Origin of the sequence: Spirosoma terrae, assembly GCF_010435915.1 — a bacterium.
In the GTDB taxonomy this organism is placed as follows: domain Bacteria; phylum Bacteroidota; class Bacteroidia; order Cytophagales; family Spirosomataceae; genus Spirosoma; species Spirosoma terrae.
Genome location: NZ_JAAFZH010000001.1, coordinates 386,389 through 399,536, shown reverse-complemented (window position 1 = coordinate 399,536; position 13,148 = coordinate 386,389). Strand labels below are relative to the sequence as shown.

The window sequence follows — 13,148 nt, the reverse complement described above, 5'->3', positions numbered from 1 at the left end:
TCCTCCCATCATGACTAAGTCCGATATTCAGGTGATGCCGCAGTTTTTCGACCGGTACATCAATCTGGCCGATAACATTGATTGTATCGACGCCCTGACACAAACCGCTTCGTATGCCAGCTTAATTCCTATCGAAACGGCCGAAGCCCTGGGCCAACTCCGTTACGCTCCTGACAAATGGACGATAAAAGATATTATGCAGCACATCATCGACAACGAACGTATCATGACGTATCGGGCGATGCGTTTTGCCCGTAACGACAAAACGGCGCTACCGGGCTACGACGAAGTACACTTCGGCAATGTTGCCAACGCCAACCGACGTAGCATTGCTGATTTATACGACGAATATGCTGTTCTACGCCAGGCCAGCATTTGCCTGTTCAAAAGCTTTGACGACGAAATGCTGCTTCGTAATGGCATCTGCTTCAATCAAACCATTTCAGCCCTGGCACTTGGCTACGTAGTAGTTGGCCATGCTATCCATCATGCCAATATTGTTCGGGAACGCTACGTCCCGCTGATTAGCTAGATAATCTACTGCTTCATGGAAAGGGGGTAAAGAATAATCATTCTCTACCCCCTTTTTCGTATTTTCGCCTGTTAGACTAGAAAAGTAGCTATGCTAAAACGAACTTTCCTTCTTCTTTTTCTGACGACTCAGTTTGTGTACGCACAAACGAAAAACAAAGTCGTCGTTACCGATCTCACCCGTATCAAACAGGTGGGCGGTATTGAACTATCGCCCGATGGCAAACAGGCCGTTTACGCCCTAACGACCATTGAACCCAATCCCGATCAGAAAGAAGAATATGAGTATAAGACTCACGTTTATCTGACCGGTTTACAGGCTGGAGACCCAAAAGCGTTGACGCGTGGCCCCGAATCAGCCCGGCAGGCTACGTGGTCGCCCGATGGTCAGCGAATTGCATTCGTACGAACCGTAAAAGGCAAAGGACAGATTTTTATCATGCCCTTAAATGGTGGTGAAGCCTGGCAGTTAACAACTAGCCCGTATGGCGCATCCAGCCCGGCTTGGTCGCCCGACGGCAAAAAAATCGCCTTCACCAGCGTTGTTACAACGAATCAGATGCTGAACGATTCAATCCTGAATCCCGGCAAAAACGGCCCGCTATGGTCACTTGAAAAACCAGGTTTTTCGACGAATAACTTCATCAAGCCAGACAAAAAAATTAAAGCGAATCCTGATGGATCGCTCGCCGAAATTCGTGCTTACCTAAACAAAGACGTTGACGATAAAAAAGCCAAAGTCATTAACCGGCTTAACTTCCAGGGCGAATCGACTACTGAGCCGGATCTGTCGTTCACTCATCTTTACGTAGTAGACGTTGCCGAGGGAGCTGCCCCCAAAGCACTCACCCGAGGCTTTTGGTCGTTTCAGGCGGCTAACTGGTTGCCCAATGGACAAGGTCTGTTAGCTGTAACGGATCGGGACTCGCTCAAACACCCGGATCGAGAATCTGACAACGCTATTGTTTTCATTCCGGCCAGTGGCGCAGGAACCCGTACGGTTGTATTGGCCGAAGCAGGCAAAAGCTACGGATCGCCCGAAGTATCGCCCGACGGCAAGCAGCTAGCCTTTATGGTTAGCCCATCCGAAGGCGTCAACTTTGGTCAAATCGGTTTAGCTACGTTGAATGGCATAACGGCTTCAGGTACCCAGCTCGTTACGTTCGACCGGGCAGCCAGCAATCTAACCTGGGCCGAATTACCAGCCACCGGAAAAGGGAAAAAGGCAGCCACTACGTATGCCATTTACTTTTCGGCCTCTTCGAATGGTGGGGTTCCGCTTTACCGGCTCAATCCGGCAACCCGTGAGGTTGTCCAGCTAACCAGTTACGAAAGTGGCGTTACTGCTTTCGATGTAGTCGGCAACCAGATTGTTTTTGCCAAAACAGAAGTTACAAACCCCTCCGAACTGTACGTGACCGATGCGACCGCCAAAAACCAGACGAAGCTCAGCAATCATAACGAGTGGGTTTCCCAAAAACAGTTGAGCTTCCCGGAAAAGCACACCTACAAAAATTCGCTCGGCCAAACCGTTGATTATTGGATTATGAAGCCATCTTTCGTCGAAAACGGCAAAAAATATCCGCTTCTGCTCAATATGCACGGAGGTCCAACGGCTATGTGGGGACCTGGTGAGGCTTCTATGTGGCACGAATTTCAATATATGTGTTCTCAGGGATACGGTGTTGTTTACGCAAACCCACGCGGCTCGGGCGGTTACGGCATCAATTTTCAGCGGGCTAATATTAAAGACTGGGGCACCGGCCCTACGGAAGACGTTCTGGCCGCAGCTACCGCAGCCGCCAAAGAAGCATGGGTCGATACAAGTCGTCAGGTTATTACGGGTGGATCGTATGCGGGTTATCTGACAGCCTGGATCGTTGGCCATGATAATCGGTTTAAAGCTGCGTTCTCTCAGCGAGGGGTGTATGACCTCACTACGTTCCTGGGAGAAGGAAACGCATGGCGATTAGTTCCGAATTACTTCGCCTACCCCTGGACAGCCGACGCGAAAGTGCTGGATGCTAACTCGCCTTACACCTTCGTCGAAAACATCAAAACACCCCTGCTGATCAAACACGGGGAGAATGATCTTCGCACGGGGGTCATTCAAAGCGAAATGCTCTACAAAAGTCTGAAGATTCTGGGCCGCCCGGTCGAATACGTTCGGATGCCAGGAGCGACCCACGAGCTAAGTCGATCAGGCAATGTACGTCAACGTATCGACCGTATGCTACGTATCTATGAATTCTTCGAGCGTTACGTCGGACCTGATGCGCAGGGACTCACGCAGAAATAATTTCGTAGAAATAATTTAATTTGGCAGACACAGCGGAAGCCGGGATATTCGTGAATTCGATGAATATCCCGGCTTCCGCTGTGTTTACAGACTTTATGCGTACGTTCTTACTCCTCTTATTAACCTTTGCGGGTTTTTCTCTGAACGCCCAACCCCTCTCCGATTCAGTGCAGGTACAAAAAGCGAGCTGGCGTACCCGACAAATCAAAAAGCGGGTTGTCTGGAAAGAAACCCATTTCGATAATCTGTTTGGCTCAAAGCAAAATATCAATCTGATCGTTGTCAAAAACAGACGTAGCACACCTGTTATCAGCTTTGCTTCGGCAGGTGATAGCCTGAAACCTACCAGCTGGTTCGGTAAGAAATTCAATGCCACAGTTGCCTTGAACGGAACATTTTTTGACGTAAAAAACGGCGGCTCCGTCGATCTGATTAAAGTTGATGGCCACCTAATGGATACGACTCGCTTGTCCGAAAAAGGGCTTGTAGAACATCAGCAAGCGGCCATTGTTATCCATAAAAATCGGGTTCAAATCGTATACGGTGGTAACAAACCTGGCTGGGACCGTCAACTACCCGCTGATAACGTAATGACGACTGGCCCTTTGCTCCTTAAAGATGGACAACCGCATCCCTTGCAAAAAAATGCTTTCAACGATAATCGTCATCCACGGACCTGCCTCTGTCTGGGGCCACGAAAACAACTCATTATGGCAACCGTTGATGGACGTAACGCCAATGCCCAGGGCATGAATCTCCACGAACTCACCAGCCTCATGCGCTGGCTCGGTTGCCGCGATGCTATCAATCTGGATGGCGGTGGTTCTACAACCTTATGGATCAGTAGTGTTGGCGAAGGCAGTAACGGCGTGGTTAACTATCCATCCGATAGTAAACAATGGATTCATACGGGCGAACGACCGGTTAGCAATGTAATGATCATACGATAAACCAATATGAGCAACTATAAAGAAGAAGCCCTTGAGGATGCCCCAAAGTTTCGTTTCTGGAAACAACAGATGGAAAGCAATGGGCTAACCATAAACGGCATCAAGGATTTTTATATTCGTCGCAGGCACAATGGCGAAGTATTATTCGCTATGCTTGAAGTGGATGCCGACACTCCTGAAGGCGATAAAATTCCACCTGCCCTGTTTCTGAAAGGCCATGCTGTATCGATGCTGGTATGCCTGATTGATCAGGAAACGAAGGAAAAGTTTGTTGTACTAGTCCGGCAGCGACGTATTGCCGATGGTTCTCATACGTATGAGCATCCAGCCGGTATGGTGGATGCCGACGACGCTCCCGACGAAGTAGCAGCTCGTGAACTGGGTGAAGAAATCGGCCTGGACGTAACGGCCGCCGACTTAACGAAGCTCAATCCTAAATTGTGGCACCCTAGTACGGGTACGAGCGACGAAGGCATGCATTTCTTTTTCATCGAGCGTGAGCTTTCCCGCGACGCAATTATGGCGTTTCACCACAAAGACATGGGCAACCAGTCGGAATTTGAGCGGATCACTACCGTTGTTACTACGTTACCCGAAGCGCATAAGCTAGTAACGAACATTAACGGTTTACTGCTCCATTTTCTGTACCTGCAGCATGTTGCTGATTATGAGACAATGAAACTTCTCTAAATAGCATACGAAGAGGCCAGGTAAAAACCTGGCCTCTTCGTATAAATCAGAAATTCAGGGGATCAAGATTCTTAAAATGCCCATTCATACGGATACGTTGCTTGGTACGTTCCATATCGGCTACTACGGGCAATACGTTGTTGAGATGCTGGATAAGGAACAGCTGGCGTTCAGCTTCGCTTTCCAACGTTAAAATTTCATATTCCTGCTCAACCGATAAGCCAACTTTGTGGGCTACTTTATAGGAGAAATTTTCACTGGCCGGATCATAATCCGTTTCGATCTGCAGCAAGGTATAAAGTCGTTCCAGATGCTGCTGAAGCACCGATGCATGAGCACTGAAGCTGTCGCCTGGCTCAACCAGTTCTATTTCTCCGCCAGCATACAATTTACCCGGAACAGGATTTTCAAAGTTTACCAGACGAAATACCCGTAATCCTTTTGATTTGATATCCATTCGGCCATCGTCGTACCGTTTATGCAGGGTTGTCACGTGCATCTCGGTACCGTAGCCCGGCAGTTTGTTGTTAATAAATGCCGGAATGCCAAACGTCCGTTCTTCTTCCAGACATTCATTGATGAGCTGGCGATAGCGAGGCTCAAAGATATGCAGGTTCAGATCTTCGCCTGGATAGACAACCAAATTAAGCGGAAATAGCGGCAGCGTTTTCTCCATAACGCCTAAAAGGTAAGGCTTTTCATCTAAAAATAGCATCAGACGTAGCAAAAAGCACCTTTTTGCTACGTGCCTCGGCGTAAATTGGATCCGCAAGGTAACCCAGCCCTGTTACGTCCGACATACAATCCGTTACGACAACAAGTTTAGGTACGAGTTCTGGCGCATAGTCCAGAATTTGTTTCAGGCTATTAGCTACGCAGTGTGATTTTGCCTCACCCATTAGATATACTCTATCGAAGCGTACCAGATCAGCAATCAGTTTTGTATTGAGCTGTGTCTCAGGAACCGATGGATCCGGAACCTGCGCCTGGAATATGCCAAAATGTTCCGACAGCGGATGTAATCCCTTCTGAATAGCAACGTAATCAAGCTCCCGATGACGTGACCAGTCTTTCAGGGCATTGAGCAACGTATCATGCAACGAAGCACCACGTGAACCAATCAGGCAATGTTCTGGCCATATAAAATGCTGAAACTGCCCACTGGCTTCCAGATCACGAACGTAGCGTTTCGCTGTATCGACCGCAAACCGGGGTATCCATCGCCCATTATCAACGTCTTCCGCTGAGATACGGGTAAACGGATCAGGATGATTTCCTGTAGCATCCTGCCAGAACATAGGATGGGCAATATCGAGCAGGTGGTGCGTATCGAGCGTAACAACAATATGATCGATGGCATTGGTATGTTGTCGGATCAGGTTGCTTATCCGTTCGATATCCTGTTCGGCACCGGGCACGAACAAAGCCCCGTCTGGGTGGCAAAAATCAAACTGAGCGTCAATAATCAGGAAAGCGGTAGTCACAGGTCTTTGTTTTTCGTAAGTGCTCTAGCTGTCTTTATGGTGTGGAATAACCGTCCAATGCTTCGCGCCGGGTTTTTGTTCGGCTATAATATCAGCCGCTACGTCTTCCAGGTTTTCTTCATTGGTAGTAAAGAATAAGCTTTCTGGATGCTCATCATCCTGCGTTATTCGTACTTCGTAATATTCATTGTGATGTTCAATAGCGTGTTTTTCTACGAGTTTGTAAGTAGACATAGGACAGAATTATTTTTGATGTTGACTTATGAATGGAATCAGTCAATTTGCTTTAAACCTAGCAATCATAACCGAGTTTATAAGTAGATGTTTACCCAAACATAGTAATCATTACGGCTCCCGCCACCATAATGCCCGCACCTATAAGCTTACGGAGTATGCCACCTTCGTTGAAGAACTGATAGCCAAACAGAACACTGACCAGCGCCGATGTCTGAAAGAGCGCCAGAGCATATCCGACCGGCATATCGGCCAGCGCTATATTACTGGCGCCCTGTGTTACTCCCACGGTTAGAAATAAGGCTAAATACAGACTTTTTTGGGAAAACAACAGTTTTGTCTGCTCCTGCCATTGTTTCCTTAAAGTCAGACAAATCCAGATAAATGTGAAGCCAAACCCAAACAGGCACCAGTAGAAGAACGCAATGGTTGGCGTTGACAGCACGATTGCTTTTTTCAGAAAAGCACCATCGACAGCCGAAAACACTAGAGCGGCCAGGCGTAGCTTAACTTCCGGGCGCTTGAAAACACTCCACGCAAATCCCTTACGCTGCTGTTTCGTTCCCAACACTACGTAGCTACCGGCAACAATCAATAAAACACCTGCTAAGCCCCAAAGCCCCGGAATTTCGTTCAGGAGAAAGATACCCACAATCAGGCCGATCACCGATTTATAGGCATTAATTGGCCCCAGCACCGACAAATCGCCGATATGCAGCGCTTTTACTAAAAACAAATTACCAACCACCGCAAAGACCCCAACAATAACCATACTCTGCCAAAACTCCGACGACAATCCTGTAAATTGTAGTTGCGGCCAAACGGCCAGGCAAGCCATTGCCAGAAAACCATAGGTAGCGGCAATAACAAACAACGGATCCGCCGAGCGCTGCGTCAACTGCTTTTGAAATACATTGGATAATGGATTCGCTACAATACGAACCAGAACGGCCAGCCAAGTAACCGTAATGATGATCAACAACATAATATAAAACCCAAACGTGTCATAAGAGTTGACACGTAGTGTCGGTATTGGTATGGTGATAAGTTAATCCAATCAGGCATTATTTCCCTGAAAAGGCCAGATTTTTTCGCGAGCTAAAAAACCTTTTTAGTTATCACTTTACTGATTCACAAACATTTCGTACCTTTGCGGTCTTATTTTTGGACCGAACCGCCAAAGCGGAGGACACAGAGATGAATACATTACGCGCATACGACATAAACATTGTCGGTTTAGACAATAAACGGCACGAGTACGATTTTACGTCGGGCGATGCGTTTTTTGCTGCGCTTGAACAGGATTTGATCGAGAAAGGCACTATTCACACGCATGTCGTGCTGGAGAAGTCTGAAACGATGATCCGACTGGATTTTCATATCACGGGCACGGTTGAACAAACGTGCGACCGAAGCCTGGATGAGTACGAAGAGCCAGTGGATACGCAGCAAATTATGTTGCTGAAGTTCGGCGATCATAACGAAGAATTGAGCGACGAAATTGAACTTATTGAACGTAGCACCGCCACGATCAACGTAGCCCGTTACATTTTTGAGTTCATCAGTCTGTCGCTACCGATGAAGCGATTGCATCCTCGTTTTCGTGATGAGGATGAAAACGAAGCTGACGATGAGCAGAATGGTAAAGTAATTTATCGCTCTGACGCAGAGATAAATGACGAAGACGACCAGTCGGCGATTGATCCACGCTGGGCCGCCTTACGTAAATTGAGTGACAATTAACACGATTTCAGTTTACGGTTTTGGTATAAGGCCGAGATCGTTCTGCTGAAAACATGAACCGCTACGGCGGACTACTAAAAACTGTAAACAGACAACTGTACATTAATCATGGCACATCCCAAACGACGCCACTCCAGTACCCGTCGCGACAAGCGCAGAACTCATTACAAAGCTTCGGCTGTAACGCTTTCGACCGATGCGCAAACCGGTGAAGTTCACAAGCGTCACCACGCTCACGTTTTCGAAGGAAACCTTTTTTATAAAGGCCAGATGATCGTCGAAAATTACGTTAAAACAGCCTAGTTATTACCGCATTATAAAGAGTATTTCGTTGACGTCTTCCTGAAGATGAACGCGAAATACTTTTTTATTGCCCGCCACCTCCCTATTTTTACGCATATTTTTTTGCAATCCAGCTGAGCTGGAAAGTATGAACTAACGGAGTCGATGAAAATTGCAGTGGACGCAATGGGTGGCGATTTTGCTCCCGAAGCAATTGTAGAAGGAGTTGTAATGGCCGCTGCGGAATTGCCGGAAAATGTAGCTATCGTACTGATTGGCAGGCAGTCCGTTATGCAGGAACTTATCAAAAAATACGGTGCCGAAACGAACACCAGCATTGAATTAGTTAACGCTGACGACGTCATTGAAATGAGTGAGCACCCCACAAAGGCGCTCTCCCAGAAACCCAATTCCAGTATCGGAGTTGGGTTTAAGCTTTTGAAGGATGGTCAGGTTAATGCGTTCTGTAGTGCTGGTAATACGGGTGCTATGCACGTAGGAGCCCTGTTTAGCATCAAAGCGATCGAAGGCGTTTTACGTCCTTGCATTGCTGGCTTTGTCCCACAAATTACGGGGGGCCATGCAGTGATGCTGGATATAGGAGCCAACGCCGATTGTAAGCCCGAAATGCTGGCTCAGTTTGGCGAAATAGGCTCCATTTACGCCCAGTATACATTCGGGATTGAACGACCTCGCGTTGCCCTGATGAATATTGGCTCCGAAGAGCAGAAAGGTTCATTGGTAGCCCAGGCAGCTCATCAGCTTCTGAAAGATAGCCGGAAAATTAATTTCGTCGGTAACATTGAAGGTGGTGATTTCTTCGCGGGCGAGGCCGACGTTATTGTAACCGATGGCTTCACTGGCAACGCTATGTTTAAACTGGGTGAATCCTTTTATGGCATAGCGGCTCAACGGGGTATCAGTGACGACTTTTTAGACAAAACCAATTACGAATCTGTAGGTGGCAGCCCCATCCTGGGTGTCAACGGAAACGTAATCATTGCCCACGGCATATCGTCGCCGTTGGCTATAAAAAACATGATTGGTCTGGCCATCCGGCAGGTTGAGTCCGACGCGTATACTAAAATTGCACAAGCCCTCAGTTAGTTTAAGTTTCCAGTTTATAGGTTTCATACTCGATTCATTGATATCATAAACCAAGAAAGCTATAAACCGTAAACTATAAACTCTTTTTGTACCACCAACTTATGAGTAAAGCTGCCATAACAGGAATCCACGGCTACGTTCCCGATTACGTGTTAACCAATGCAGAGTTGGAACGTATGGTAGATACGAGTGACGAATGGATTACGACCCGTACGGGGATTAAAGAACGTCATATTCTGAAAGGCGAGGGAATGGGCTCCTCTCACATGGGTGCGAAAGCAGTTGCTGGATTACTCGAAAAACTCAATATCAGGCCAGCCGAAGTAGATTTGCTAATTTGCGCCACCACTACGCCTGATTACGTATTCCCGTGTACGGCGAATCTTATCTGCGACATGGTTGGCATTCGTAACGTTGGCAGTTTCGACATTCAGGCAGCCTGTTCCGGCTTTCTGTACGCACTAACTATTGGTACACAATTTATTGAGACTGGCAAGTACAAAAAAGTTGTGGTTGTCGGAGCTGATAAAATGTCGGCCATTACCGATTATACTGATCGCACAACCTGCGTTTTGTTTGGTGATGGTGCGGGGGCCGTTATGCTGGAGCCGAATGATGAGGGCGTAGGCATACTTGATTCGATTATCAAATCAGACGGTATTGGACAGAACCATCTCTTTCAAAAAGCAGGTGGCAGCCGTTATCCACCCACCCACGAAACCGTTGAAAAACGCTGGCACTACGTCTATCAGGACGGACCGGCGGTGTTCAAATTCGCGGTTAAAAACATGGCCGACGTATCGGCTGAAATCATGGAGCGCAATCAGTTATCAGGCAACGATGTAGCCTGGCTGGTACCGCACCAGGCCAATAAACGAATCATTGACGCTACGGCGAACCGAATGGGTATCGAGCCGGACAAAGTCATGATGAATATCCACAAGTATGGCAATACCACCGCAGCGACCATTCCGCTCTGCCTGTTTGATTACGAATCAAAACTGAAGAAGGGAGATAACCTGGTTCTGGCTGCCTTTGGTGGTGGCTTTACCTGGGGAGCTGCTTACGTCAAGTGGGCGTATTAAAACTGAGTTAGTCTGTTTGCCGTTTATACATTTGTAATCGATTCGAAACAAGTGCATTCACAATAAACAGCAAACGTTAAACTACGAACTACAAACAATTTATTAAGTAATGGCGACGACCGCAGATATCCGCAATGGACTGGTCATAAACTTTAATCACGACCTTTTTCAAATTACCGAGTTTCAACACGTGAAACCTGGCAAAGGAGCAGCCTTTGTACGTACAAAACTGAAAAGTTTAACTACGGGCCGGGTTATCGATAATACATTCAACTCAGGCGTAAACATTTATCCGGTTCGAGTCGAGCGCCGAAAATTTCAATTCCTCTACAAAGACGAAACTGGCTTCAACTTTATGGATCAGGAAACCTTCGATCAGATTAACATCGACGAAAAACTGGTTGATGGAGCCGATCTGATGAAAGAAGGTCAGGAAGTGGAAATTCTGATCAACGCCGAAAACGAAGTTCCTCTATCGTGCGAATTACCGCCATTCGTTGAACTGGAAGTTACTTATGCCGAACCCGGTATTAAGGGAGATACCGCCAATAGCCCCAAAAAACGGGTTGAAGTTGAGTCTGGTGCTAAAATCATGGTGCCTCTTTTTATTGACTCTGGCGAAAAAATTAAAGTGGATACCCGTACGCGGGAATATGTAGAACGCGTGAAATAAGTTTTTGAGGAATGATGAATGTGAACGATCCGTAGTAGTGATTGTCGATTCTTAATCATTCATAATTCATAATCGCTCCGGCGACCCGACCCTGTCATCATTCAAAAGCTATGAACACAAAAGACATTCAGCAACTAATCGACTTCATCTCACAATCTGGATTAGATGAAGTAAACATTGAAACGACTGATCTTAAAATCAGCGTAAAACGGTACGGAGCAGCCGCACCGGCAACTCCTGTTTCCGCTCCGGCACCAGTAGCTTCTGCTCCGGCAGCCCCTGTTTCCGCTCCGGCAGCGCAGCCTCAGGTAGCCACTGCCACTCCGGCCGTAGTAGCAGCCCCTAAGGCTGATACGTCCAATTACGTTACTATCAAATCACCAATGATCGGTACCTTCTATCGCTCATCCAACCCGGAAACACCAGCTTTCGTTGAAATCGGAGACAGTGTGAGTGAAGGAAAAGTGGTTTGTATTATTGAAGCGATGAAGCTTTTCAACGAAATCGAGTCGGAAGTATCCGGACGTATCGTGAAGGTGCTCGTTGAAAATGCGACGCCGGTTGAGTACGACCAGCCGTTATTTTTGGTAGAACCTAATTAAGTCTTCAGTTTTCAGCTTTCAGCCTTCAGTCTTCTCACTAGAACTAACTGAAAACGAAAATCTGTCAACTGTAAACTGGAATTTTCATGTTCAAAAAAATATTAATCGCTAACCGGGGAGAAATTGCACTGCGGATTATCCGTACCTGCCGCGAGATGGGTATCAAAACGGTAGCAGTCTATTCGACCGCCGATCGTGATAGCCTACACGTACGATTTGCTGATGAAGCGGTCTGTATTGGGCCACCGGTTAGTAAACAGTCTTATTTAAGCATCCCCAGCATTATTTCTGCTGCCGAAGTAACTGGCGCTGATGCTATTCACCCTGGCTACGGTTTTTTGTCGGAAAACGCTGAGTTTTCACAAATCTGCGCCGACTATGGCATCAAGTTTATTGGTGCTACTGCAGACCAAATCAACTCTATGGGCGACAAGGCTACGGCCAAGGCAACCATGAAATTGGCTGGCGTTCCGGTTATTCCTGGCTCAGAAGGCTTGCTGGAATCGATTGAGCAGGGCAAAAAACTGTCGGCCGAAATGGGGTATCCGGTCATCATCAAGGCTACAGCTGGTGGTGGTGGTCGTGGGATGCGAATTATCCGTTCGGAGAGTGACTTTGAAAAAGCCTGGAACGACGCTCGTACTGAAGCGGGTGCCGCTTTTGGTAACGATGGCTTATATCTGGAGAAGTTCGTTGAAGAACCTCGCCATATTGAGATTCAGATTGTAGGCGACCAGTTCGGTAAAGTTTGCCACCTCTCTGAACGCGATTGCTCTATTCAACGCCGTCACCAGAAGTTGGTTGAAGAAACCCCTTCGCCCATTATTTCACCAGAACTTCGGGAAGAAATGGGTCAGGCAGCCATTAAAGGGGCTCAGGCAATCGGCTATGAAGGTGCCGGAACCGTTGAATTCCTGGTCGATAAACACGGGAAGTTCTATTTCATGGAAATGAACACCCGGATTCAGGTTGAACACCCTATTACCGAAGAAGTAACGGATTTCGACCTGATTAAAGAGCAGATCAAAGTGGCGGCTGGTGTTGAAATTTCGGGCCGCAACTACACACCAAAGCTCTACGCTATGGAATGCCGTATTAACGCCGAAGATCCGGCCAATGGCTTCCGTCCATCTCCTGGTAAAATTACGGTGCTACACATGCCGGGCGGACACGGTGTTCGGGTAGATAGTCACGTATATACAGGCTACACGATTCCGCCTAACTACGACTCGATGATCGCGAAACTGATCGTATCGGGTCAGTCGCGGGAAGAAGTGATTACGCGGATGAAGCGGGCTTTGCAGGAGTTTGTTATCGAAGGAATTAAGACAACTATTCCCTTCCATATCAAGCTGATGGATGACCCAGGCTTTAAATCCGGACATTTTACAACTGCCTTCCTCGAAACCTTCGATTTCAGCAAGTTGTAGTTTTTCGGATTAGTTAACTGGTATAAAAAAAGGGTGTC

15 protein-coding genes are annotated in these 13,148 nt (G+C 47.2%); 11 read left to right on the top strand and 4 right to left on the bottom strand.

Annotated elements, in window-relative coordinates; all coding sequences use genetic code 11:
• Positions 1-10: 10 nt before the first annotated feature.
• The 4 genes from GK108_RS01810 (at position 11) to GK108_RS01795 (ending at position 4,470) form a co-directional block, all read left to right on the top strand.
• Complete coding sequence (locus tag GK108_RS01810) at positions 11-532, top strand: DinB family protein (protein ID WP_163941866.1); 522 nt, start codon at positions 11-13, stop codon at positions 530-532.
• Between the two features lie 90 nt (positions 533-622).
• The gene (locus tag GK108_RS01805) at positions 623-2,830 is read left to right on the top strand and encodes a S9 family peptidase (protein WP_163941864.1); all 2,208 of its coding nucleotides are present in this window, start codon (positions 623-625) and stop codon (positions 2,828-2,830) included.
• Between the two features lie 20 nt (positions 2,831-2,850).
• Positions 2,851-3,780, top strand: coding sequence for a phosphodiester glycosidase family protein (locus GK108_RS01800; RefSeq protein WP_246224618.1), 930 nt, complete (start codon positions 2,851-2,853; stop codon positions 3,778-3,780).
• A 6-nt stretch (positions 3,781-3,786) separates the two neighbouring features.
• Complete coding sequence (locus tag GK108_RS01795) at positions 3,787-4,470, top strand: NUDIX hydrolase (RefSeq protein WP_163941862.1); 684 nt, start codon at positions 3,787-3,789, stop codon at positions 4,468-4,470.
• Positions 4,471-4,516: 46 nt separating this feature from the next.
• On the opposite strand, the gene GK108_RS01790 is transcribed toward GK108_RS01795, so the two are convergent.
• From GK108_RS01790 to GK108_RS01775, 4 genes are all read right to left on the bottom strand, one after another.
• Positions 4,517-5,146, bottom strand: a complete 630-nt coding sequence (locus GK108_RS01790) for an LON peptidase substrate-binding domain-containing protein (protein WP_163941860.1) — start codon at positions 5,144-5,146, stop codon at positions 4,517-4,519.
• 22 nt (positions 5,147-5,168) lie between these two features.
• Complete coding sequence (locus GK108_RS01785) at positions 5,169-5,954, bottom strand: cysteine hydrolase family protein (RefSeq protein WP_163941858.1); 786 nt, start codon at positions 5,952-5,954, stop codon at positions 5,169-5,171.
• A 24-nt stretch (positions 5,955-5,978) separates the two neighbouring features.
• Positions 5,979-6,188 carry a hypothetical protein gene (locus tag GK108_RS01780; protein ID WP_163941855.1) on the bottom strand — a complete coding sequence of 70 codons (210 nt, stop codon included), beginning with the start codon at positions 6,186-6,188 and terminating at the stop codon, positions 5,979-5,981.
• Between the two features lie 91 nt (positions 6,189-6,279).
• Entirely contained in the window at positions 6,280-7,173 is an 894-nt protein-coding gene (locus GK108_RS01775; RefSeq protein WP_163941852.1) for an EamA family transporter, read from the bottom strand.
• A 212-nt stretch (positions 7,174-7,385) separates the two neighbouring features.
• On the opposite strand from GK108_RS01775, the gene GK108_RS01770 reads away from it, so the two are divergent.
• The 7 genes from GK108_RS01770 to accC all read left to right on the top strand — a co-directional run bounded on the left by GK108_RS01770 (position 7,386) and on the right by accC (position 13,110).
• Positions 7,386-7,931 carry a YceD family protein gene (locus GK108_RS01770; protein WP_163941847.1) on the top strand — a complete coding sequence of 182 codons (546 nt, stop codon included), beginning with the start codon at positions 7,386-7,388 and terminating at the stop codon, positions 7,929-7,931.
• 108 nt (positions 7,932-8,039) lie between these two features.
• Positions 8,040-8,234, top strand: a complete 195-nt coding sequence (rpmF, locus tag GK108_RS01765; protein ID WP_163941843.1) for a 50S ribosomal protein L32 — start codon at positions 8,040-8,042, stop codon at positions 8,232-8,234.
• A 144-nt stretch (positions 8,235-8,378) separates the two neighbouring features.
• Positions 8,379-9,320, top strand: coding sequence for a phosphate acyltransferase PlsX (gene plsX / locus GK108_RS01760; RefSeq protein WP_163941840.1), 942 nt, complete (start codon positions 8,379-8,381; stop codon positions 9,318-9,320).
• Positions 9,321-9,421: 101 nt separating this feature from the next.
• Complete coding sequence (locus GK108_RS01755; RefSeq protein ID WP_163941837.1) at positions 9,422-10,405, top strand: beta-ketoacyl-ACP synthase III; 984 nt, start codon at positions 9,422-9,424, stop codon at positions 10,403-10,405.
• A gap of 109 nt (positions 10,406-10,514) precedes the next feature.
• Positions 10,515-11,078, top strand: a complete 564-nt coding sequence (gene efp, locus GK108_RS01750; protein WP_163941834.1) for an elongation factor P — start codon at positions 10,515-10,517, stop codon at positions 11,076-11,078.
• A 110-nt stretch (positions 11,079-11,188) separates the two neighbouring features.
• The gene (accB, locus tag GK108_RS01745; protein WP_163941831.1) at positions 11,189-11,680 is read left to right on the top strand and encodes an acetyl-CoA carboxylase biotin carboxyl carrier protein; all 492 of its coding nucleotides are present in this window, start codon (positions 11,189-11,191) and stop codon (positions 11,678-11,680) included.
• A gap of 86 nt (positions 11,681-11,766) precedes the next feature.
• Complete coding sequence (gene accC, locus GK108_RS01740) at positions 11,767-13,110, top strand: acetyl-CoA carboxylase biotin carboxylase subunit (RefSeq protein WP_163941829.1); 1,344 nt, start codon at positions 11,767-11,769, stop codon at positions 13,108-13,110.
• Positions 13,111-13,148 lie beyond the last annotated feature (38 nt).